At 67.0% G+C, this 23,119-nt stretch carries 21 protein-coding genes; 13 read left to right on the plus strand and 8 right to left on the minus strand.

The window, feature by feature from the left end; all coding sequences use genetic code 11:
• Positions 1-19: 19 nt before the first annotated feature.
• Positions 20-331 (minus strand): hypothetical protein, encoded by a 312-nt coding sequence (locus CDO87_RS06160; protein ID WP_100927965.1) that lies wholly within the window; start codon positions 329-331, stop codon positions 20-22.
• A gap of 174 nt (positions 332-505) precedes the next feature.
• Here CDO87_RS06160 and CDO87_RS26675 point away from each other — a divergent pair, with 174 nt between their 5' ends.
• The gene (locus CDO87_RS26675) at positions 506-652 is read left to right on the plus strand and encodes a hypothetical protein (protein ID WP_157814932.1); all 147 of its coding nucleotides are present in this window, start codon (positions 506-508) and stop codon (positions 650-652) included.
• 136 nt (positions 653-788) lie between these two features.
• On the opposite strand, the gene rpsA is transcribed toward CDO87_RS26675, so the two are convergent.
• Positions 789-2,471, minus strand: coding sequence for a 30S ribosomal protein S1 (gene rpsA / locus CDO87_RS06165; RefSeq protein ID WP_040604734.1), 1,683 nt, complete (start codon positions 2,469-2,471; stop codon positions 789-791).
• Between the two features lie 319 nt (positions 2,472-2,790).
• Between rpsA and CDO87_RS06170 the strand changes: the two genes are divergently transcribed.
• Positions 2,791-3,489 (plus strand): ZIP family metal transporter, encoded by a 699-nt coding sequence (locus CDO87_RS06170; RefSeq protein WP_100927966.1) that lies wholly within the window; start codon positions 2,791-2,793, stop codon positions 3,487-3,489.
• A gap of 55 nt (positions 3,490-3,544) precedes the next feature.
• On the opposite strand, the gene CDO87_RS06175 is transcribed toward CDO87_RS06170, so the two are convergent.
• On the minus strand, positions 3,545-4,495 hold the full coding sequence (locus tag CDO87_RS06175) for a CorA family divalent cation transporter (protein WP_100927967.1): 951 nt from the start codon (positions 4,493-4,495) through the stop codon (positions 3,545-3,547).
• Positions 4,496-5,047: 552 nt separating this feature from the next.
• Between CDO87_RS06175 and CDO87_RS06180 the strand changes: the two genes are divergently transcribed.
• Both CDO87_RS06180 and CDO87_RS06185 read left to right on the plus strand, forming a co-directional pair.
• A complete protein-coding gene (locus CDO87_RS06180; RefSeq protein ID WP_100927968.1) occupies positions 5,048-6,229 on the plus strand; it encodes an alpha-D-ribose 1-methylphosphonate 5-triphosphate diphosphatase in 1,182 nt (393 codons plus the stop codon).
• A gap of 301 nt (positions 6,230-6,530) precedes the next feature.
• Positions 6,531-7,790, plus strand: coding sequence for a glycosyltransferase (locus CDO87_RS06185; RefSeq protein ID WP_100927969.1), 1,260 nt, complete (start codon positions 6,531-6,533; stop codon positions 7,788-7,790).
• 189 nt (positions 7,791-7,979) lie between these two features.
• Here CDO87_RS06185 and CDO87_RS06190 read toward each other — a convergent pair whose 3' ends face one another.
• Complete coding sequence (locus CDO87_RS06190; protein WP_198521828.1) at positions 7,980-8,504, minus strand: DUF3576 domain-containing protein; 525 nt, start codon at positions 8,502-8,504, stop codon at positions 7,980-7,982.
• A 281-nt stretch (positions 8,505-8,785) separates the two neighbouring features.
• On the opposite strand from CDO87_RS06190, the gene CDO87_RS06195 reads away from it, so the two are divergent.
• The 7 genes from CDO87_RS06195 (at position 8,786) to CDO87_RS06225 (ending at position 16,140) form a co-directional block, all read left to right on the plus strand.
• A complete protein-coding gene (locus CDO87_RS06195) occupies positions 8,786-9,805 on the plus strand; it encodes a porin (protein ID WP_100927970.1) in 1,020 nt (339 codons plus the stop codon).
• Between the two features lie 108 nt (positions 9,806-9,913).
• Entirely contained in the window at positions 9,914-11,374 is a 1,461-nt protein-coding gene (locus tag CDO87_RS06200; protein ID WP_100927971.1) for a sulfotransferase, read from the plus strand.
• On the plus strand, positions 11,365-12,018 hold the full coding sequence (locus CDO87_RS06205) for a YggS family pyridoxal phosphate-dependent enzyme (RefSeq protein WP_100927972.1): 654 nt from the start codon (positions 11,365-11,367) through the stop codon (positions 12,016-12,018). Before CDO87_RS06200 ends, CDO87_RS06205 begins: the two co-directional genes overlap by 10 nt.
• A 52-nt stretch (positions 12,019-12,070) precedes the next feature.
• Positions 12,071-13,543, plus strand: coding sequence for a PLP-dependent aminotransferase family protein (locus CDO87_RS06210; RefSeq protein ID WP_100927973.1), 1,473 nt, complete (start codon positions 12,071-12,073; stop codon positions 13,541-13,543).
• A 140-nt stretch (positions 13,544-13,683) separates the two neighbouring features.
• A complete protein-coding gene (locus tag CDO87_RS06215) occupies positions 13,684-14,616 on the plus strand; it encodes a bifunctional riboflavin kinase/FAD synthetase (RefSeq protein ID WP_100927974.1) in 933 nt (310 codons plus the stop codon).
• Positions 14,613-15,083, plus strand: a complete 471-nt coding sequence (locus CDO87_RS06220; RefSeq protein ID WP_100927975.1) for a YcgN family cysteine cluster protein — start codon at positions 14,613-14,615, stop codon at positions 15,081-15,083. Before CDO87_RS06215 ends, CDO87_RS06220 begins: the two co-directional genes overlap by 4 nt.
• A 13-nt stretch (positions 15,084-15,096) precedes the next feature.
• Entirely contained in the window at positions 15,097-16,140 is a 1,044-nt protein-coding gene (locus CDO87_RS06225; protein WP_100927976.1) for a low specificity L-threonine aldolase, read from the plus strand.
• 59 nt (positions 16,141-16,199) lie between these two features.
• Here the strand turns inward: CDO87_RS06225 and hspQ are convergent, their stop codons facing one another.
• Positions 16,200-16,526, minus strand: coding sequence for a heat shock protein HspQ (gene hspQ, locus CDO87_RS06230; protein WP_100930856.1), 327 nt, complete (start codon positions 16,524-16,526; stop codon positions 16,200-16,202).
• A 236-nt stretch (positions 16,527-16,762) separates the two neighbouring features.
• Between hspQ and CDO87_RS06235 the strand changes: the two genes are divergently transcribed.
• The gene (locus CDO87_RS06235) at positions 16,763-17,356 is read left to right on the plus strand and encodes a transglycosylase SLT domain-containing protein (RefSeq protein ID WP_100927977.1); all 594 of its coding nucleotides are present in this window, start codon (positions 16,763-16,765) and stop codon (positions 17,354-17,356) included.
• Positions 17,357-17,360: 4 nt separating this feature from the next.
• Here CDO87_RS06235 and CDO87_RS06240 read toward each other — a convergent pair whose 3' ends face one another.
• Together CDO87_RS06240 and CDO87_RS06245 are read right to left on the minus strand one after the other, a co-directional pair.
• Positions 17,361-18,419: an MBL fold metallo-hydrolase gene (locus CDO87_RS06240; protein ID WP_100927978.1), complete on the minus strand. Its 1,059-nt coding sequence runs from the start codon at positions 18,417-18,419 to the stop codon at positions 17,361-17,363.
• 13 nt (positions 18,420-18,432) lie between these two features.
• Positions 18,433-19,017: an outer membrane lipoprotein carrier protein LolA gene (locus CDO87_RS06245; protein ID WP_198521829.1), complete on the minus strand. Its 585-nt coding sequence runs from the start codon at positions 19,015-19,017 to the stop codon at positions 18,433-18,435.
• Positions 19,018-19,371: 354 nt separating this feature from the next.
• On the opposite strand from CDO87_RS06245, the gene CDO87_RS06250 reads away from it, so the two are divergent.
• A complete protein-coding gene (locus tag CDO87_RS06250; RefSeq protein WP_100927980.1) occupies positions 19,372-19,758 on the plus strand; it encodes a hypothetical protein in 387 nt (128 codons plus the stop codon).
• Between the two features lie 138 nt (positions 19,759-19,896).
• On the opposite strand, the gene CDO87_RS06255 is transcribed toward CDO87_RS06250, so the two are convergent.
• A complete protein-coding gene (locus CDO87_RS06255) occupies positions 19,897-23,115 on the minus strand; it encodes a DNA translocase FtsK (protein ID WP_100927981.1) in 3,219 nt (1,072 codons plus the stop codon).
• Positions 23,116-23,119 lie beyond the last annotated feature (4 nt).

A 23,119-nucleotide genomic window follows, 5' to 3' on the forward strand; every position in this document is an offset into this window, starting at 1 on the left:
CGGGTGGCTGGGTGCGTCATCACTGGCAGACGGCGGCGAACTCCGTCCGGCCTTTCGCGTCCCTGCCGCCCGGCTTGAAGTAGATCAGCCGCATGCCGCCCTCCGCGCAGGTCTGGGCGGCGCGGCTCTTCACCTCCCCCTCGGACCAGGCCGCACCGTAACGGCCGCGCAGCTGGTTCTGGCCCTGCACGGTGACGGGTTTCATCACGAGGTCGGTGCCGGTCTGCGGGGCGTTCTGGCGGATGCCGGGATCCTCGGCCGGCAGAACGATGTCCTGAGCCGCTGCCGCCGTGCACACGCACAGCCCGACGATCACGATGGCCATCCGCATGGCGCCCTCCCCCGGTTTCCGTCGCGTCCGACGATAGGAAATCGTCCGGCAGGATGCGAGCGCTTTCGTTGCCGCACTTGCCGCAGGATCCGGAGCGGCAAGCCGCAGGAACCGGATCGCCGAAATCCCGTGCCCCGACCATCCTGAAGGCATCCGAAACCATGGAGAACCCTCATGTTCCGACGCCTGTTCCGCCGACGCCCTGAACGCCAGCCCCTTGTGAACGGCCCCCACCTCGACGCCCGAATCCGCCGCGACCTGAACCTGCCGCCCCGCGCACCGGGTGACCGCTGGTCGCCGCCGGACTGGTGGATGCGATAGCCGCCGCTGCACTACGGCACAGCGACCCTGTCAAAGCCGATCCTTTGGCGCGTACAGGTCTGGTGGATCCCGCACGACCAAAAGAAAAGGCCCCCGCCGAAGCGAGGGCCTTTCCCGAATTCAAAAGGTGAGACGATTACTCGTCGCCGCCCTTCAGGGCCGCGCCGAGGATGTCGCCCAGCGATGCGCCGGAGTCGGAGGAACCGTACTGTTCAACGGCCTCTTTCTCTTCGGCGATCTCGCGTGCCTTGATCGACAGGCCCAGACGGCGGGTCTTCATGTCGATGTTGGTGACGCGGACGTCCACCTTGTCACCGACCGAGAAACGCTCGGGGCGCTGTTCGGAGCGGTCGCGGGACAGGTCGGAGCGGCGGATGAAGGACTTCATGCCTTCGTATTCCACCTCGATGCCGCCGTCCTCGATGGCCGTCACTTCGACGGTCACGATGGAGCCGCGCTTCACGCCGCCGGTTGCCTCGGCGAACTTGTCACCACCCAGCGCCTTGATGGAGAGCGAGATGCGCTCCTTCTCGACGTCGACTTCGGACACCACGGCCTGGACGATGTCGCCCTTGCGGTATTCCTGGATGGCTTCCTCGCCGCGCTGGTCCCAGCTGAGGTCGGAGAGGTGCACCATGCCGTCGATCTCGCCCGGCAGGCCGATGAACAGACCGAATTCGGTGATGTTCTTGACCTCGCCCTCGACCTGCGTGCCCTCGGGGTGCGTTTCGGAGAACACTTCCCACGGGTTGCGCATGGTCTGCTTGAGACCAAGCGACACGCGACGCTTGGTCGGGTCGATTTCCAGCACCATGACGTCCACTTCCTGCGAGGTGGAGACGATCTTGCCGGGGTGCACGTTCTTCTTGGTCCAGGACATCTCGGAGACGTGGACCAGGCCCTCGACACCGGCTTCCAGCTCCACGAAGGCGCCGTAATCGGTGATGTTGGTGACGCGACCCTTGTGGACGGAGCCCAGCGGGTACTTCACACCGACCAGATCCCACGGATCTTCCTGCAGCTGCTTCATGCCGAGGGAGATACGATGGGTTTCCTTGTTGATCTTGATGACCTGCACTTTGACAGTCTCACCGATCGACAGGATCTCGGACGGGTGGTTCACGCGGCGCCATGCCATGTCGGTCACGTGCAGCAGGCCGTCAACGCCGCCGAGGTCGACGAATGCGCCGTACTCGGTGATGTTCTTGACCACGCCGTCAACCGAATCGCCTTCCTGCAGCTTGCCGATGACTTCGGCGCGCTGTTCGGCGCGGGACTCTTCGAGGATCGCACGGCGCGACACCACGATGTTGCCGCGGCGACGGTCCATCTTGAGGATCTGGAACGGCTGCTTGAGACCCATGAGCGGGCCTGCGTCGCGCACGGGGCGCACATCGACCTGGGAACCGGGCAGGAAGGCCACGGCACCGCCGAGGTCGACGGTGAAGCCGCCCTTGACGCGGCCGAAGATCGCACCTTCGACGCGTGCGTCGTCTGCGTAGGCCTTCTCGAGACGGTCCCATGCTTCTTCGCGGCGGGCCATCTCGCGGGAGATGACGGCTTCGCCACGGGCGTTTTCGGCGGCGCGGAGGAAGACCTCCACTTCGTCGCCGACCTGAACGTTCGGCTGCTCGCCGGGTTCAGCGAATTCCTTCAGCTCGACGCGGCCTTCCATCTTGTAGCCTACGTCGATGATGGCCTGGCCCGCTTCGATTGCGATGACCTTGCCTTTGACAACCGAACCTTCGTCCGGGGTGTCCATTTCGAGGCTCTCGTTAAGGAGGGCTTCGAATTCTTCCATGGATGCGTTTTGAGCCATGTGGCGTGTGTTTCCTTTACATCGGTCTATTCTGGCCGAGCGGTTGTCTCCGCCGGTCTTGGGTGGGTTGGTCATTTCAGGCATGCCGCAAAACAAAGAGGGCCGGTGGTTCCGGCCCTGCTCGTCCTTGCCGCGGCAATTCCTGCCTTGTCGACGCTCGCGCGTATAGCTGGCGGTGGGCGGCGGGTCAAGGCAAAGGCGCGCGCAGGCGGCCCTGTTCACGACCGGCACGCCACTGTGATCTGAGACGACCGGCTCGTCCAGCAGCGGCGCACAACGATCGCCGGAACCACTTCGTCCCCCACGGCATTCACCCGTCATGACCGTGTTCCTCGTCGTCCTGATCGTCTCTTTCGCCCTTCTCGCCGGGGCCTTATGGGGCGCGTACCTGCATCTTGGCGACCGGACCGAGGGCTTCATCGTCGCCATGGCGGGCGGCGCGCTGATCGTCTCGGTCATGGACGAACTGATCCGTCCGTCGACGGAAAGCGCGCCGCTCTGGATCGTCGTCGGGGCGGTGGCGGCGGGCGCGGTGGTGTTCACCGGCCTCGACGTCTGGGTGAAGCGGGCCGTGTCCGGTGCGGGAGGATTCGGCCTCCTCTTGGCGGTGACGCTGGACGGCATCCCCGAAAACCTCGCGCTCGGGACCGCGCTGATCGGCGCGGGGCCTCTGGAGGTCGCGGCGCTTGCCGGGTCGATCTTCCTGTCGAACCTCCCCGAAGCGGCGGGCGGCGCGCGGACCATGACCTCTGACGGGATGCCGAAGGCCAAGGCCGTGGCTCTATGGGCGGCGACCGCGACGCTGCTTTCGGCGGCGGCACTCGGGGGCTATTTCGGACTGGAGAGCGCCTCCGACGAATGGATCGCCGCCATCCGCTGCTTTGCCGCGGGCGCGGTGACGGCAAGCCTCGCGACCGAGGTCTTTCCGCAGGCGTTCCGTGAAGACCGCTACTGGACCGGCATCGCTGTCACGGCGGGCCTTCTGATGGCGCTGCTGTTGGGGCAACTGGGCGGCTGACTCGACGGGCGATGCGCCATCATGCGCAGGGCAGCGCCGTTCGCTCACATGCCCGTCATAGCCACCTTTTCCAGCGGAAGAACAGGAAACTCCCGAGTGCAGACCCCGCCATCAGGCCCGTCGCGATCAGCCAGCCCCACGGCTGGTCCATGCCCGGCACGTAAGGAAAGTTCATACCGTAGATCGAGGCGACCAGAGTCGGCGGCAGGAACAGCACGGCGACCACCGACAGCGTGCGGTTGGCGTCCGACTGCTGCAGGCTGACCATACCCAGAATCACATCCGTCACATGCGCCACGCGCCCGGTCAGGAAATCGGCATGGACCACGAGCGAGCGGATGTCGCGTGTGTGGGCCTTCAGCACCTGCTTCAGCCCCTGCCCGGCCTTCGGCGGCAGGTTCAGCGAAAAGGTGGTGAGCGCCCGCTCCAGCGACAGCAGTGACAGCCGGTAGTTGGCCAGTTCCTCGCCCCGGCGGCCCACGATGCGGATCATTTCCTCAAGCAGGTCCTCCGGCTCGTCGCCCTCGAACAGGTCCCGGGCTGCCTTGTCCAGTTCCCGCCCCGTGCCTTCGATGAGGTCGGCAATGCGGGCGACGATCTCCTCGATCAGGCCGAGGAACAGATGCAGATGCGTGGCACACCCGGCGCTGGAGGTGACGGCGTGATCCGGGAAGGTCTCGAACGAGCGCGGCGTGTGGTAGCGGACGGTGATCATCCGCTGCGGCGACAGCATGAAGGCCACCGGACCGAAGCCGCGCTTGCCGTCGGCGCCGGTGCCGGGCAGCGCGACGGTCAGCACCTCCACCTCGCCGGTGCGGTAGAGCCGGTTGGACACCTCGATCTCTTCCATGTCGGCAAGGCTCGGCACCTCGAAGCCAAGCGCACCGACCCGGGCCGCCTCCTCCGTGGTGGGTGAGGCAAGGTCGATCCACCGGGCCCCGTCGAGCGGGACATCCGCCTGCGCTGGAGTGAGGGCAGCGTTGTCGATGAAGAAAGCACGTAACATCGCGCGCAGATTGGCGCAAAGCGGGCGGCGGGTACAGATGGGTCAAGGCGACAGTCCGGTGACGCCACGCAGGTGTGCGGGACCGGGCACATCGGTGTCGCGATTTGAGAAAGGGGTTTCGATGGTGGGCGATGCGGGCGTGGGGCTGTTCATTGCCACGTGTTGGTGCTTCGCGGGATGAGCCGGCCCACTGCGTTCGCGAAAAGGCACATCCGCCGCGGAACGTCGCGAGACATGGACAGTCCGCGGTCATCGACCGGAGGCGCGGGCGGCGTTGCCCTGGCGGACCTGGCGCTTGGCGAAACGCAGGAGTCGGATCACATATCTCATGGCGGCCGGGGTGGCGGCGACGAAGACTGCTCCCCTGATTCGCCGCAAGACTGCCGCCCCCGCCCGCAGCCCCGATACGCACAGGCCGCCAGCGACCCAAACCGTTGAGCGCGCGGCGAAAGGCGGCGCTTCTCCACATGCCGTCCGCACAGGGCCCATGTCACCCCGTTGATACATTGCCGCGCTATACGCGCAGGACCCCGACCGTATCGAGCAGGACCCATGACCACCCCGCCCTCCAGCCTGCGCCTGACAGGTGCCACGGTGCTCCGTGACGGCGCTCTTCAGCAGCGCTCCGTGGCGTTCGAGGATGGCCGGATTTCCAAGGGTCCCCTGCCGGAGGTCGACCTGAGCGGCTACCTCGTGCTGCCGGGTATCGTCGACCTGCACGGCAGCGCCTTCGAACGCCACCTTGCACCGCGTCCCGGCGATGCGATCCCTCTGGACACCGCCCTCCGCGCCACCGACCTCGATGCCGCGGCCAATGGCGTGACCACCGGGTGGATATCGCAGGCCTGGAGCTGGGAAGGCGGCAACCGCGCCCCGGACCGGGCCGAGGCGCTGCTGCGCGCGCTCGATGCCTACAGCCGCCGCGCGCTGACCGACCTGCGGGTGCAGATCCGCTGCGAGACGCACACCGCCGACACGCAGGACCGGCTGCTGGCCGCCGTCCGGCGGCACCGGGTTGACCTCGTGCTCTTCGCCAACACGCTGGACGAGGCGGGCCTTCTGGCCGAGGTCGATCCCGTGCGGCTGGCGCAATGGGCATCGCAGGCCGGTCGCACGCCCGAGGACCACCACGCCGCCGTCCGTGCCGCACGCGCCATGCGCCGGGACGTCCCGCGCTTCCTCTGCCGGCTGGCGGAGGCATTCGACACCCTGGGCGTCAGCTACGGCAGCCTGCGCGATGCGGACGGCGAGACGCGGGAATACCACTCGCAGATCGGCGCGAAGCTGTGCGTGTTCCCTGCGCGCCGCGCCGCTGCCGCGCTGGCCCGGGCGGTGGGCGATCCGGTGGTCCTTGGCGCGCCGGACCTGCTGCGCGGCGGTGTGCGGCCGGGATGTCCGGGCGGTCTGGACCTTGTCCGGCAACGGCTTTGCGATGCGCTGGTCTCGGATCATCACTACCCGTCGCTGCTGCAGGCCGCGTTCCGGCTGGTGGACGAGAACATCCTCGACCTGCCGCACGCCTGGGCGCTGATCTCGGCCGGCCCGGCAGAGATCCTGCGGCTGCCGGACCGGGGCGTGATCGACTATGGCCGCCGGGCCGACCTTGTGGTGGTGAACCCGCGTACCCGCGCGGTGGAGGCGACGGTCTGCGAAGGCCGGATCACCCACCTGGCGGGCGAGGCCGCGGGCCGTTTCCTCGGGTCCCGCGCCTCCTTCCGGCTTGCGGCGGAGTAGACCGGCCGGCTTTTTTCACACGGCTGTCACCTGGGGTCACACGGATGTCATGCAGCGCCTCTAGGAGGGGCGCGCGAGTGTGACCGCAGACCCCAGGGGCCCGGATTTCGAACCCCGGGATCGCTTTTTCAAAGGTGTTTCGACCAGACGTTTCCATCACCTGCGGGCGGCCTTCGGGCCGCCCTTTTGCTTTCCGCGCGCCACGCCCGCGTCAAACCGATTCACATCGCTGCCCTTCCCGCCTAAAGTGCCGCCCGAAGCGCCCCTGTTCAGAGGGCGCGGGCGTACCGAGGGCGAGCATATGAAGATCCTGTTGATCCACCAGAATTTCCCGGGCCAGTACAAGCACCTGGCACCCGCTCTGGTGCGGCAGGGGCATCAGGTCGTCGCGCTGACCTGCAAGGTAAAGGAACCGCAGGTCTGGCAGGGCGTCCAGGTGGTGCCCTACGCGATCAATGGGCAGAGCACGCCGAAGATCCATCCGTGGCTCGCCGACTTCGAAACCAAGCTGGTGCGCGCCACCTCCTGCTACCGCGGCGCCAAGGGGCTGAAGGCGCAGGGGTTCGAGCCGGACGTGATCTGCGCGCACCACGGCTGGGGCGAATCCATGTTCCTCAAGGACGTGTGGCCCGACGCGCGCCTCGGCCTCTACTGCGAGCTTTACCACCTGACCGAACAGCCCTTCCTGCACTTCGACCCGGAATTCCCCTCGAAGAGCCCGGAGGCCGACGTGCTGCGCATCCGGATGAAGAACCTCAACAACCGCCTGCACGAGGAGGTCATGGATGCCGGGATCTCGCCCACCGGGTTCCAGGCCTCGACCTTCCCCGAGCACTGGCAGGAGCGGATCACCGTCGCCCATGACGGCATCGACACGCAGACCGTCCGTCCTGACCCGGGCGCGCGGCTGGCGGTGTCCGACGACCTGACACTGACGCGGGACGACGAGGTCATCACCTTCATCAACCGCAACCTTGAGCCCTACCGCGGCTACCACATCTTCATGCGCGCCCTGCCCGACATCCTGAAGCGGCGCCCGAACGCGCATGTGGTGATCCTGGGCGGCGACGAGGTTTCCTACGGGTCGAAGCCCCCCAAGGGCCAGACGTGGAAGCAGATCTTCATCGACGAGGTCCGCGAGCGCATCGCCACGCCGGACTGGAACCGGGTGCACTTCCTCGGGCGGGTGCCTTACGACCGCTTCCTCGCGATGCTGCAGGTGAGCCGGGCGCATGTCTACCTGACCTACCCCTTCGTGCTGTCGTGGTCGCTGCTGGAGGCGATGAGCGCCGGAGCGGCCATCGTCGCTTCGGGCACCGAACCGGTCCGCGAGGTGATGACCGAAGGCGAGAACGGGCTGATGGTGGACTTCTTCGACCGCGACGCGCTGGTGGAGCGGTTGTGCGCCCTGCTCGACGACGCCGATCTGCGCGCCCGGCTGGGCGCCAACGGGCGCGCCTTCGTGCAGGAGCACTACGACCTCGCCTCCGTCTGCCTGCCGCAGCACCTCGACTGGGTGGCCCGGCTGGCCGAGCTGGAACCGCGCCCCGTGCGGGACTGAACCGCTTTCCTGCCAACACAGACGCCGCCCGCTGTCGTGGCGACTTTGCAGGCTGCACCGTTCTTCGGTATTTTTGCCAAGATGAAGGTCGGGGTCCGCGCCCAAGATAAGCCGCAGGCGAGGCCGGCCGGACATGCAAAAGGCCCGGACAGAGCCGGGCCTTGTCACTCCTGCCGCTTCAGCGCGGGATCAGAGCCGGGCGTCGCGGGCGCGAAGCTGGCGGGCGCGGGTGAGGATCGCGTCCTCGATCGCGCGGACGGTGGAGGCCGAGGCCGGGCCGCCGCGGGTGGCCAGCGTTACGTTCAGCGACCGCGCGTCGAGCGCCGGGTCGTTGATCAGGATCGTCGCACGGTAGGGCTGGCTGCCGCCCGGAGGGGTGCCGTAGCCGGTGGTGATGACGCCGGTGAAGGGATCGACCGTCTCGATGGGCAGGAAGTTCAGCACTTCGAGCGAGGCGTTCCACAGGTACTTGTTGACCGAACCGATCTGCCCCTGGTCGCCGCGCGGCTTGAAGATGTCAAAGATCGAGGAGTCCGACCGCCCCTTCGCGCCTTCGCGTTCCTGGATCTCGGCGAGGATCTCGTCGTTGGTCGGCGTGTTCACCGCCGCCTGACGCGCACGCGGGCCGCCAAGCCCGCATCCCGCTTCAAGCAGAACGATTCCGACAAGGCCCGCCCCAAGCAGGATCCGCGAGGGTACTCTGCGCTTGCTCATAAGGTGTATCTCCCTGTCGTGACCGTTCCAAACTGCCTCCTGCATCTCATTACAAGCGCAAAGGGCAACCGGCAACCCGTCAACGATCGGCAGCTTTTCGCGCAACAAATGTCACAAACGCCCGGCCATCCAGTGCTTTGTGGCAATTGCGCATCACTGATCCGCTTTGGACGGACGAGCCTTTTGAGCGGGTTGCACAGAAGGACCCTCGGGGCGCATAGAAAGCACATCAAGGCCGGGGCACCGGCTTGGTACGTGCCTTTGAACACATGAGGGAAACAATGAAAAAGATCCTGTTCGCGTCCACCGCTCTGGTCGCATTCGCAGGCGCAGCCGCGGCAGAAGTGACTGTCACCGGTGCTGCCGAAATGGGTATCGTTGGCGGTAACCGCTACGCCACCGCGTCCAACACCGACGGTGTGACCCAGTTCTGGACCGACGTCGACGTCACCTTCACCATGTCCGGTGAAGCAGACAACGGCCTGACCTTCGGTACCAAGGTGAAGTTCGAGGAAGCTCAGAACGGCATCGCAACCCAGGAAGAAGACGACTTCGCAGTCTGGGTCGCATACGGCAACGCTCGTCTCGACATGGGCGACACCGACGGTGCGTTCGACTGGGCCATGCAGGAAATGAACCTGGCAGCCGGCTCCATCGACGACTCCGAGACCGAGCACCCGGGCTTCAACGCCAACTCCGGCTTCGACGGCCACGAAGATGGTCAGATCGCGCGCTTCACCTACACCTTCGGTGACTTCGCAGCCGCTCTGTCCGCCGAAATCGACGACGACCCGAACGCTCAGGCGATCGCACCGTCCATCGACCCCGACTCCGACGACGACGTTGTCTGGGGCCTCGGCTTCAAATACTCCGGCGACCTCGCAGGCACCAAAGTCAACGTTGGCCTGGGTTACCAGGACCAGAACGACTTCGGTTCGCTGATCGGTCTGTCGGTCGACACCACCCTGGCATCCGGCTTCAAGATCGGTGCGTCCTACTCCGAAATGGACCCGGAATCCAACATCGCGTCTGACAACGTGACCCACGCCGCAATCGGCTTCGGTTACGAGATGAACGCTCTGTCGATCGGCCTGAACTACGGTAAGTTCGAGAACTACGACAAGATGTCCGGCACCTACGGTTCGTCGGCTGAATCCGACGGCTACGGCCTGGCAGTCGCATACGATCTGGGCGGCGGTCTCGCAGTTCAGTTCGGCTACGGCGTCGGCGACTCCACCACCGCAGCCGGTGTTGAGAGCGACTGGGACTCCTACTCGCTGGGTCTGGCAATGTCCTTCTAAGGACACCAGCCATTCGGCTTAGGGAAGAGCGGGCGCTTGCGTCCGCTCTTTTCTTTTGTGGCGGTTTTTGATTGAACCGGCCCTGTCCATGACAACGGCAGGACCCGCATGACCCCGCAGCAGATCAAGGCGCAGTTCGCGCAGGCCCAGGCGTTGATCCGGGCCGACCGCCCCGAAGAGGCGCTGGCGCTGCTGAAGACCCTGCTGATGCCCTCCGGCGGCGCGCCGGAAATCCGTTTCCAGATGGCCCGCGCGCTGGACCTGATCGGCGATACCGCCGCGTCGGCCGCCGCACTGGACGAGGTACTGAAAGCCCTGCCCGGCGAGGCGTCTGTGCGCGAGGCGGCGATCCGCGCGCACACGCGGCTGGGCAACGAGGACCGCGTGCGCGCGCTTTATGACGAGGCCATCAAGGCGGACCCGAAGGTAATCAAGCCGCGGGCCGACAAGGCGCAATACCTCCAGCAGATCGGCGATTTCGACGGGGCGGAGACGATTCTGCGCCGCCTGTTGAAACAGTCCCCGCAGGAGACGGAGCTTTACCGGATGCTGGTGGCCGGGCTGAAGCTGAAACCCGGCGATCCTCTGGTTCGTGCGATGCGGAAACTCTGGACCGACCCGCGCCTGAACGACCAGGGGCGGATGCAGCTTGGCTTTGCGCTGGCCAAGGCGGCGGAGGATGCGGGCGAAACGGACCGCGTCTTCGGCTATCTCGACGCCGCCAACGCCGCGCAGGCAAGGCTGGCACCCTTCGACGCCTCAGCGCGCGATGCGGAATGGGCAGCCTATGCCCGCGCGCAGGACAATCTGGCTCCACCCGCCGGCACGGCGCCCCTGCCCCTCCGCCCGGTCTTCGTGACCGGCATGCCTCGGTCCGGCACGACCCTTGTGGAACAGATCATCGGCGCGCATTCGCAGGCCGTCGCGGGCGGCGAGATGGGACATGCCCTGCGCGAAGCGGTGCGCCTGTTCGGCCCCGCCGAGAAAATGAAGCCCCTGTCGAAGATGGGCGCGGCCGACCTCGACCGCTGGGCCATGGCCTACCGGCGCGGCGTACGGCGCGACACGGGCGCCGTCAGCGGCGTGGTGACCGACAAGTCGATCCGGTCGCAACTGATCTTCGGGCTGATCGCCAAGGGTCTGCCGGGCGCACGCATCATCGTCGTGCACCGCGATCCGCGTGACATCGCGCTGTCGATCTACAAGAACCACTTCCGACTGGGCACGCACCGCTACGCCAACGACCTCGGCACCATCGCCGCCGAGATCCGGGCGTTCCGCGCGCAGGTCGACCATTGGCGCGACCGCCTGCCCGGCCAGATCCACGAGATCCGCTACGAGGACCTCGTCGCCGATGCAGAGGCGGAATCGCGCAGGCTGATTGCCGCGGCGGGACTGGACTGGGAGGACACCTGCCTCACGTTCCACAAGCAGGCGGGCAAGGTGAAGACGCTGAGCCTTGCACAGGTGCGCCAGCCGATCCACGCCGGACGGCGCGAGGCATGGCGGAAATACGAGACGGAACTGGCGCCATTCCTGGACGCCTGGGGAGACGAACCATGGGACTGAACGACATCCGCACCCGCGTCGAGGCCGCCTGCAAGGCCGCCGACCGCGACCCTTCCGAGGTAAGGCTGATCGCGGTCAGCAAGGTGCAGCCGCTCGAACGGGTGGAGGCCGTGCTGGAAGAGGGTCACCGCCTCTTCGGCGAAAACCGCGTGCAGGAGGCGGCGGGCAAGTGGCCCGACTTCCGCGAACGCTTTGACGGGGTCGAGGTTCACCTGATCGGCCCGCTCCAGTCCAACAAGGCCCGGCAGGCGATGGAGCTGTTCGAGGCGATCCACTCCGTCGACCGTCCGAAACTCGCCAGCGCGCTGGCCCGCCTGGCACAGGAGATGGGCCATTGCCCGGACCTCTTCGTGCAGGTCAACACCGGCGAGGAAGACCAGAAGGCCGGCGTGCTGCCGAAGGAGGCCGACGCCTTCGTCGCCGAATGCCGCAAGCTGGACCTGCCGGTCGCGGGCCTGATGTGCATCCCGCCGGTGGAGGAGACGCCCTCCCTGCACTTCGCGCTGCTGAAGAAGATCGCCGAGCGCAACGGGCTGACCGGCCTGTCGATGGGCATGAGTGCCGACTTCGAAGAGGCCATCGCCCTTGGCGCCACCCATGTCCGCGTGGGGTCGGCCATCTTCGGCGAGCGCGAAAAGACCTGAACGCCGATCAGACCAGATTGCGCGCCTGATAAGTCCAGTCTAGCGTCGCCCCATGGCAATCCCGGTCGAGACCTTCCACCTCGCCCCTCGGGCGCAGGGCACCCTTCAGGCGCGCATCCAGCAACTGGTGGCAGAGGGCATTCTCTCCGGCCGCTTCCGGCGCGGAGAGAAACTGCCCTCCACCCGCGCCCTCGCCCGGCATCTCGGCATCAGCCGGATCACCGTGACGCTGGCCTACACGGAACTGCTGGCCAACGACTACCTGACGGCGCGCGGGCGGTCGGGCTATTACGTCAGCGATAACGCGCCCGAGCCGCCGGACTTCCGCCCCGTCGCCGCCCGCACCGACCGGGTGAACTGGGACGCCGCCCTGCCGCGCCGCTACGCCGGTGGACCCGCCTTCGACATGGAGCGCCCGCCCGACTGGGCGCGCTACCGCTACCCGTTCATCTACGGCCAGACCGATCCCACGCTTTTCGACCATGCCAACTGGCGGCTCTGCGCGATGCAGGCGCTGGGGGCCAAGAACTTCGACGCCCTCACCCAGGACCAGTTCGACGCCGACGACCTGGAGCTGGTGCGCTTCATCGCCCACCACACGTTGCCCCGCCGCGGTATCCACGCCCGCCCCGAGGAGATCCTGATCACGCTGGGCGCGCAGAACGCACTCTGGCTCGCGACGCACCTTTTGGCCGTGCGCCAGCGCGTAGCGGTGGAGACGCCGGGCTATCCCGCGCTGCAACAACTGCTGGCCCAGGCCGACAGCGAGGTGCACGCCGTCCCGGTCGACGACGAGGGCCTGCCGCCGGACCTCGTCCCTGATGGCACGCGGGTGATCTTCACCACGCCCAGCCACCAGTGCCCCACCTCCGCCACCCTACCCCGCGCCCGGCGCGAGGCGCTCCTGACCCGCGCCGCCGAGCTCGACGCCGTCATCGTGGAGGACGATTACGAGTTCGAGATGGCCTATCTCGACGCGCCCTCTCCCGCCCTGAAAAGCCTCGACGAAGACGGTCGGGTGATCTACGTCGGCAGCTTCTCCAAATCTCTCTTCCCCGGCCTGCGGCTCGGCTATCTCGTGGGAGCCGCCCCCTTCATCCGCGAGGCCCGCGCGCTCCGCGCCTCGGTCCTGCGTCATCCGCCCGGCCACATCCAGCGCACCGCCGCGCAGTTCCTCCGCCTCGGCCACTACGACGCCCTCGTCCGCCGCATCGGACGCGCGCTGGCCGCACGGCGCGAGGTGATGGAACGCGCCGTTGCCGACCACGGGCTCCTCGTGGCCGGCAAGGGCGCACACGGTGGCTCCAGCCTCTGGATGCGCGCCCCCGACGGCATCGACACCCGCGATCTGGGCCTGGCCCTCCGCCGCGAAAGCGTGCTCATCGAACCCGGCGCCCCGTTCTTCACCGGCCCGGACGTGCCGCACCACTTCTACCGCCTTGGCTACAGCTCCATCCCCTCTGACCGCATCGACGAGGGCATTGCCCGCATCGCCGCGGCCATCGCACAGGCCCATCCCGCCTGAGACCCACAGACGCCTTCATCCTGCCCAAAATGCCTCTGAGGGTGACCGTGTGTGGCCGTGCCTCCCCCGCGGGTCACGCCAGACGGGCACGATGCCAAAACCGGTTTCACCTTCCGCCGGAAATGCTCTAAGCCGCAGGCATGCGGATCGTCAGAGACTACCAGTACACGAGGCCCGGGGACCGGGGCGCAAGCGTCGCCATCGGCAACTTCGACGGCGTTCACCTCGGCCATCAGGCGGTGATCGGCCTCGCCCTGCAGGCGGTGCCCACGGCCCCCCTCGGCGTGCTCACCTTCGAGCCGCACCCGAGGGAGTTCTTCGCGCCCGACGCGCCCAGCTTCCGGCTGATGAGCGCCGAGGCCCGCACCGCCCGACTGGAAAAGCTGGGCGTCGACGTGCTCTACCAGCTGAACTTCAACACGGCGATGGCCTCGCTCTCGCCGCGCGAATTCGCCGAGCGGGTGATCTGCAAGGGTCTCGGCCTCGTCAACGTGGTGGTGGGTGCCGACTTCTGCTTTGGCAAGGGCCGTGCGGGCACCGTGGCGGACCTCAAGGCCTTCGGCGAAGAGATGGGCTTCGGCGTGACGGTCGCCGAACTGATGGAGACCGACGGGCTGGTCGTCTCTTCCTCCGCGATCCGCGACGCGCTGTCCGAGGGGCGCCCCCGCGACGCGGCGAAGCTCCTTGGTCACTGGCACCGGATCGAGGGCGAGGTGATCGGCGGCGAACAGCGCGGCCGGGAACTGGGTTACCCCACCGCCAACATGTCGATCGAAGGGCTGCATCCGCCGAAGTTCGGCGTCTACGCGGTGCTGGTCGACGTGCGCGACGGGCCGCACCGGGGCAGCTATCACGGCGCGGCCTCCGTGGGCGTGCGCCCGATGTTCGACGGCGAGGTGCCCAACATCGAGACCTTCCTCTTCGACTTCACCGGCGATCTCTACGGCGCCACGCTGTCGGTCGCGCTGGTCGAATACCTCCGCCCGGAATTGAAGTTCGACGGGCCCGACGCGCTCATCACCCAGATGGACGCCGATTGCGTGACGGCACGCGGCATACTGGAGGCGCTGTGACAGAGCCCATCGCCCGTCCAGGCCTGGCCCCGCGTTTCTGGGAGAAGAAGCGCCTCAAGGACATGTCCAAGGACGAGTGGGAGGCGCTCTGCGACGGCTGCGGCAAGTGCTGCATGAACAAGCTGGAGGACGAGGACACCGGCGAGGTCGCCCTGACCCGCGTCGCCTGCCGCTTGTTCGACGATTCGACCTGCCGCTGTTCGCAATACCCCATCCGCCACCAGTTCGTGCCGGAGTGCATCGTCCTGTCGCCGGCCAACCTGCATCACAATCTCTACTGGATGCCGGAGACCTGCGCCTACAAGCTGCTCAACAACGGCAACTCCCTGCCCGACTGGCACCCCCTGCTGACCGGATCGCCCGACAGCGTGCACAAGGCGGGCGTCAGCATGCAGGGCGCGACAGTGCCGGAGTTCGAGGTCGGCGAGGACGACTGGGAAGACCACATCATCGAGGAGCCCACATGACCGGAGAGGGCACATGAATTTTGCATCCGACAACGCAGGTCCCGTCCATCCGAAGGTGATGGAGGCGCTGGCGCGCGTGAACACCGGCTACCAGCACGGCTACGGCAACGATCCGGAGACGGAGGCCGCCAAGGCCGCCCTGCGCGACTTGTTCGAGGCCCCGGACGCCGAGGTCTTCCTGATGCCCGGCGGCACGGCGGCGAACGCGCTGGTGCTGGGCACGCTGGTCCAGCCCTGGCAGGCCGTCTATTGCTCCGGCCTCGCCCATATCCACGTCGACGAATGCAACGCGCCGGAGTTCTATACCGGCGGGGCAAAGCTGGTCGCCGCGGTGCCGGGCGACCGCCTGACGCCGGACGCGCTGAAAAAGGCATGGGCCTTCTGGGACACCGGCGACGTGCACCAGCCCTTCGGCGGCGCACTCTCGGTGACCAACACCACCGAGCGCGGCAACACCTACACGCTGGACGAACTGAAGGCGCTCTTCGACCTCGCGAAAGGGCGCGGACTGGCGGTGCACCTCGACGGTGCCCGCTTTGCCAATGCCGTGGCCAGGCTGGGCTGCACCCCGGCCGAGATGAGCTGGAAGATCGGCGCCGACGCCGTTGTCTTCGGCGGCACGAAGAACGGCTGCATGGCGGTCGAGGCGGTGATCTTCTTCGACCCGGAAAAGGCGCGCGGCCTGCCCTTCCGGCGGATGCGCTCCGGCCACCTGCTGTCGAAGCACCGCTACCTCGCCGCGCAGATGAACGCCTACGTGGCCGACGGGCTGTGGCTCGACCTCGCGAAGAAAGCCAACGCCACCTGCGCCAGACTGGTGGAGGGGCTGAGCGCGCTGGGGGTGGAGATCACCACCGAGACGCCGGCCAACATGATCTACTTCCGCCTGCCGCTGCGGCAGCACGAGGCGCTATTGGCGAAGGGCGCGGTCTACTACCACATGCCCGAGCCCGACGACGGCCCGGACGCGTCCGTGCGCGGCCGGCTGGTCTGCGACTGGAACCTGTCCGAAGAGGCCGTCGACCGTTTCCTCGACCTCGTGAAGTCGGAGATATGAGCAAAGGAAAAGGCGGCCTCATCGGGCCGCCTTTTCCTTTCACCGCATAAGCGCGCCGGTCAGTTCAGCGCAAAGTGCAGCTCGTAGCTGCCATCGGTGAACGCCCCGAACAGGTCCGGGATGTCTGGATGATCCACCGGCTCGCCCGAGTAATCGGCGACCAGGTTCTGTTCGGACACGTAGGCCACGTAGAAGCTCTGATCGTTTTCCGCCAGCAGATGATAGAACGGCTGCTTCTTCGCAGGCCTGCTCTCTTCCGGGATCGATTCGTACCATTCCTCGGTGTTGTTGAACTCCGGGTCGACATCGAAGACCACACCGCGGAACGGGTGTTTCCTGTGCCGGACGACTTGTCCCAGGTGATATTTCGCGCGCTGTCTCAGCATGTGCTCCACCTTGCTTTCCCCCACTCTTACCGTTCCGGGGCGGGATTTGTCCAACAATTGCCATGAATCCGCCGGAAACACTCTGTGGAGACGCATCCAACAGTGTCCAATGCGGCGAGCGCCTGCGGATTGATCATGCAACCCCCGCGACTCACCCAAAAGGAAATGTGATTTCAAAGCGGGCCGCAATGGGTTAAAATCCCTACAACAAAAATAACGAACGACGCGAGAGGCAGATGAGCAGAACCCTTCGCGCGCTGGTAATCATTCTGTTGGCGGCTTCCTGTGGAGGCGGCGGCGGAAGCGGCACGTCCCCGAACCAATTGGACGATGCCTGTGCGATTCTCCAGCAGCGCCCGACTTATTACCGCGCCTTCCGGGCCACCGAACGCCGCTGGGGCGTGCCGGTGCACGTCCAGATGGCTGTCATCCACCAGGAGAGCAAGTTCGACTCCGACGCGCGCACGCCGCTGCGGTTCACGCTGGGCGTGATTCCCATGGGGCGGCAGAGCTCGGCGTTCGGCTATTCGCAGGCGCTGGACGGCACCTGGGACGAATACCTGGCCGACGGCGCACGCCGCAACGCGCGGCGCGACGACATCCGCGACGCCACGGACTTCATGGGCTGGTACATGAAGCAGACCGAGGAACAGCTTGGCATCCCGCTCTGGGACGCACGCCGGCAGTACCTCGCCTACCACGAGGGCCGCTCCGGCTATCGCCGCGGGTCTTACAACAGCAAGGCGTGGCTGATGCGCGTCTCGTCCTCGGTGGGCGACCGGGCCATCATGTACCAAGGCCAGCTGCGCGGCTGCCGCCACGCACGCTAGTCCGTCAGGTCGTGATCGGGGGCACGTCCCACGTGTCCCCCGGCGCCTGCGCGCGGAAGCGGTCGGGCGCCACCGCATGACGCTCCAGCGCCTCCTGCAAGGCGGTCAGCGGGGCCGTGCGTGCCTCGTCGGTCAGCTGGATCGTGCCCCAGTGGTGGCCGATGGCATAGGCCGCCCCTGACAGCAGCAGCCCCTGCACCGCCTCGTCCGGGTTCTGGTGCTGGTCGCGCATGAACCAGCGCGGCTCGTAGGCACCGATCGGCAGGATCGCCAGCCTGAGCGGCCCGAAGCGGTCGAGCCCGCGATAGGGCCGCCCACCGTCGAAACCCGTGTCCCCGATGTGCAGGATCGTGCCCGCCGGCCCGGTGACGACGAACCCACCCCAAAGCGCCATGGACCGATCCCCCACGCCCCGCGCCGACCAGTGGTGACAGGGCGTGCAATGGACCGTCAGCGGACCCGCCTCCACCGAATGCCCCCAGTCCACCGTCTGACAGCGCAGGCCGGTCGGCGCCACCAGCGCGTCGTTGCCAAGCGGCGTGATGACAAGCGGATCGTGCGCGGCCTTCAGGCGGCGCAGGGTGGCGATGTCGAGGTGGTCGTAGTGGTTGTGCGACAACAGCACCACGTCGATGGGCGGCAGGTCGGCAAAGGCGACGCCGGGGGCCACAACACGCTTCGGCCCGGCGAAGGTCATGGGCGAGGCGCGCCCGGACCAGAATGGATCGGTCAGGATGTTGAGCCCGGCAGTCTGGATCAGCAGCGTCGCGTGGCCGACCATGGTCACGGTCATGTCCTGCACCCGTTCGGCAGGCCTCGTGCTGCCCGACAGCGCCACCTCGTCCGGCCATTCCGCGGGCTTCGGCCCGAAGCGCCAGCGCATCAGGTCGCGGAACCCCTTCGGCACCTGCCCTTCGGGGTTGAAGAAACGGACCCCGTCAAAGTGATCGCTGACGGGGCCGTCGTAATAGCGGTTGCGTCCGTTGCGCGCCGCCACCGTCCCGCCTGCCGCAGACACGCCCAGAAGCGCCGCGGCAGAACGGAAGAGGGTGCGCCGGTTCACGCGACCGGCCCGGTCAACGGTTCAGCTCGGAATCGATGAGGAACGCGCTTGTGGGGATGGAGGTCTTCTGCAGACCGCCCAGCACGACTGTCGTCTTGACCCCGTCGCCATCGGTGATGATCCACTGCCGGAGCTCCGTCGGGTTGGCGGTGAACTTCAGCTGGATGTTGCCGTACTCCGGGCGGCGCGGGTCCTGCGCCGTCACTACAGTGGCCGTCCCGTCGAAGCTGTGGCCGGTCACCATGCCCGCCTGTCCGAGGTTCACGTTGCGGGCGAGGATGATTGACAGCGGCGTCTGCTCGAGCGGGTAGGTCTCGGGCATGCCACCCAGCTTGCGGTCAAGGATGTAGACCGACCCGGACGACACCAGCACCAGCCCGCGCTCCGGCGGGTTGTAGTCGAAGCGGGCCTTGCCCGGCCGCTTGATCGAGATCGTCCCGGTGGAGATCGTGCCGTCCGAGTTGATCTGGGTGAACGGGCTCTTGACGGTCTGAAGCGTGTTCAGATAGCGCGAAATCTCGTTCAGCGACAGTTGCTGCGCCTGTGCCGAGGCTGCCAGGAATACGGCGGCCACTGCGGCCAGTAGGGTGCGGATCATGCGGAGTCTCCTGCTCTTGTCGCCTTCCATGTGTCGGTTCGTCGCCTGATATGCGATAGCCGCGCAGGTGAAACCACATATCATCGGCGAAGTTCCACCGATCAAGGCATCGTGGCGATGAGAAGTATCCCGCCCCGGCGCCGAATCCCGGCAAACTTCGTCGAAAAAACGTCTTAGCAGAGGGCATGCGGCACGGTACCATAGGCGTGGGTAAGCACTCGACCGAATACGACCTCTGGATACGCAGGATATCGCTCGCACAGGTGAACCTTGGATAACGCCGCCCCGTATCTGACCCGGATGAGCCCGGCCTTGCGTCGTGCCCTTCTGGTTTGGTCCTCCTGGCGGCATGATGTGTCCCACCCGCCGCGCTTCGACGAGATGCAGATCGTCGATATCGCCACCCCGGAGCTGGCGGCCAGCGTGGCAGAGGTCGTCGGCGACGGGGACGACACGGCGCCGGTGGACTTCCGGCTGATCTACGTCTGCCCCAACCTGCGCCAGCTGGCCCTCGACAAGGAAGAAGGCGCCCTCTTCTCGGAACGTCGGCACAGCCGGCCCGGCAGCCCCACATTCAATGCGGCGCACGACGCCGCGACCCTTGGAAAGGCGCAGTTCTTCGATGCCTCGGGGTCGAAGGGCGTGCTCGGCTTCCGCAAGCTGGAGGGCCTCTCCCTGCCGCTCTGGGGGGACACCGACCACGTGGACTACGTCATGACCGTGGTGTGCTTCGAGCGCTAGAAAAGCCGCCTGTCCGCCGCGCCACGACCGATCCCGATCATTCGCGGTTCCGTTTCCGCCGATCCAACGAACCCGGGCACGGAAAAGGCGGGAAAGCCACGCTTCCCCGCCCCTCGAAAATTCAACAATGGCTGCCGCTCAGGCCTGTTCGGGCACGAGGATCTCCCGCTTGCCGACATGGTTGGCGGCGGACACGACGCCCTCGTCCTCCATCTGCTCCACGAGGCGCGCCGCCTTGTTGTAGCCGATGCCCAGCTTGCGCTGGATGTAGGAGGTCGAACACTTGCGGTCCTTGATGACAATCGCCACCGCCTGGTCGTACAGCGCATCCTCGCCGCCGGTGTTGCCACCCGTGTTCAGGCCCAGCACCGCGTCGATATTGTCGGCCTTCTCCTCGTCCGGGCCTTCCACCACGCCGCCCACGTATTCCGGCGGGCCATAGGCCTTGAGGTGGTTGACGATCTCCTCGACCTCTTCGTCGCTGACGAACGGCCCGTGGCAGCGGGTGATCTTCGCCCCGCCCGCCATGTAAAGCATGTCGCCCATACCGAGGAGCTGCTCGGCCCCCATCTCGCCCAGGATGGTGCGGCTGTCGATCTTCGACGTCACCTGGAAGGAGATCCGGGTCGGGAAGTTCGCCTTGATCGTGCCGGTGATGACGTCGACCGACGGACGCTGCGTCGCCATGATCAGGTGGATGCCCGAGGCCCGCGCCATCTGCGCAAGGCGCTGGATGCAGGCTTCGATCTCCTTGCCCGCGACCATCATCAGGTCGGCCATCTCGTCGACGATGACGACGATGTAGGGCATCTTCTTCGGCTCGAACTCGTCGGTCTCGAACACCGGTTCGCCCGTCTCGTCGTCGAATCCGGTCTGCACCGTGCGCGAGAACATCTCGCCCTTCGACAGGGCATCCGCCACGCGCGAGTTGTAGCCGTCGATGTTCCGCACGCCCATCTTGGACATCTTGCGGTAACGGTCTTCCATCTCGCCCACGACCCACTTCAGCGCCACCACGGCCTTCTTCGGATCGGTCACCACCGGCGACAGCAGGTGCGGGATGCCGTCGTAGACGCTGAGTTCCAGCATCTTCGGGTCGATCATCACCAGCCGCAGGTCCTCCGGCGTCAGCTTGTAAAGCAGCGACAGGATCATGGTGTTGATCGCCACCGACTTGCCCGAACCCGTCGTACCCGCGATCAGCAGGTGGGGCATCTTGGCGAGGTTCGCGACCATCGGGTCGCCGCCGATGTCCTTGCCCAGTGCCAGCGGCAGCTTGTGGTTGCCGTCGCCGTATTCGCGGCCGGCGAGGATCTCGCGGAAGCAGACCATCTCGCGCTTGTCGTTCGGCAGTTCGATACCGATGACCGAGCGGCCCGGCACGGTGGAGACACGCGCCGAGAGGGCGGACATGCTGCGCGCGATGTCGTCAGCCAGGCCGATCACGCGGCTGGCCTTCAGGCCCGGCGCCGGTTCCAGCTCGTACATGGTGACCACGGGGCCGGGACGGACCGAGACGATCTCCCCCTTCACGCCGTAGTCGTCCAGCACGGATTCCAGCATCCGGGCGTTCTCTTCAAGCGCTTCGTCCGACAGGTGATGCCGTTCGATCCGCTCGGGCGACATCAGGAGCGACAGCGGCGGCAGCTCGAACTCGGGCGCATTGTCCTCGAACTTAAGGCTCGGCTGGGCTTCCAGCTTGGCGCGGGTCGACAGTTGCACCGGCTTGCGGACCGGCTGCTGCACCACCTTCTTCGTGTCCTGCATCGGCGCGGCGCGATGGACCGGCGGCGCGGGCATCGGCGGCGCGGGCGGCAGCGTGCGGTGGTCGTCGTCGTCCTCGTCGAAGCGGCTCACCACATCGTCGTCATCGTAACCGTCGTCATAGCCGTCGTCGTATCTGTCGCCGTAGTCGTCGAAGTCCGACAGCTCGGTGTAGGCGTCGGCGGGCGGCGTGCGGTGCGGCTCGGCCACGCGCGGCGTGGCCGCCATGGCGGGCTGCGGCGGCAGCGTCGCATCCTCTGCCACGGGCGCGCTCATCGGGCGCGACGCACCGGGCGCCTGCGGCACGCTTCCGCGCGGCGTGGCATGCAGCGGCGGCAGGCCGGCGGCCCCGGCCATCGCCCCGGCGCTCACGGTGCGCGACGCGGTCAGCGGCGGTTCCGGCGGCAGCGCGGCTTGACCGGCGGTCATCGGCGGCTCCGGCGGCAGACCCGCGGCTTGCGTGCGCTGCGAAATCAGAAGCGGCTGCGGCCCGTGACCCCGCCCCTTCGTCAGCGGCTTCGTCGGGTCCGGCCGCTTGGCGCTGAGCGTCGGCAGGACGGGACGGCGGGCATTCACGGCCGAGGCGATCTTGGCCCGGATGCGGTCCTCGCCGGGGGCGTCCACGTCGTGATCCATCAGGTTCTCCACCAGTTCCGGCTGCGGCATCGGCGCCGGGTCACGCCGGATCAGCGAGGGCATGCGCTTCAGGAACCCGGTCTTCTCCGGCGGCGGCGCAAAGGCCGGATCGTCGAAGTCGACGTCGTCCTCGGTCACCTCGAGCGTGTTGACCGGCGGCACGGCGCGCTTCACGCGCGGCGCGGTGGGGATGCCTTCGTGAGAGATCGCCTCGGCCTCTGCAGCGGCAGCCCGGGAGGCACGGCGTTCGGCGTTGCGCTCCTGCATGACACGGGCGGCGCCCACGGCCTGCTGCGCGCCACGGCCCGTCAGCCGGACGAGGAAGGCGTAGGTCATCACCACGCCGATCATCATGAAGCGGCCGATGCGCACCAGCTCCTCGCGGGTGAAGCCCAGAACGAAGGCGCCGAGCCCGATGATCCCGAGGCCCAGCACCAGCATGGTCAGCTTCAGCCCCAGCGCGGGCGACAGCGGCAGACCGGTCAGTATCGAGCCCATGACCATGTCGCCGAACAGACCGCCATGACCAAAGTGATGCGTCCAGTCGCCGCCCTGCGGCAGCCCCGAGGCATAGACCGAGCACAGCATCATCCAGACCGGTGCGAGGATCACGCAGAGGAACGACCGCCCCTCGGCCTTGTGCGCCACCATGCGCACGCCCCAGACGGCAAAGGCGAAGGACAGCGCCCATGTGCCCAGCCCGAGGATCATGAACAGGGGCGCGGCGATGTAGGCGCCCAGCCGGCCCAGCCAGTTCTGCACCGGCGCGTCCGTGGCCGACAGCCAGGACGGATCGTCCGGCGAGTAGGAGGCGATCATCAGCGCGACGGCAAAGCCCACGATCACCATAACCACGCCCACCAGTTCGCGCCCGCGCTTTTCCAGCACCAGAGCGGTGTTGGAATCCAGCAGCGGATCGCGGCGGCGGCCTGAGTTGTGAGCCTGGTAAGATGCCATGTCG

Origin of the sequence: Sagittula sp. P11 (assembly GCF_002814095.1) — a bacterium.
In the GTDB taxonomy this organism is placed as follows: domain Bacteria; phylum Pseudomonadota; class Alphaproteobacteria; order Rhodobacterales; family Rhodobacteraceae; genus Sagittula.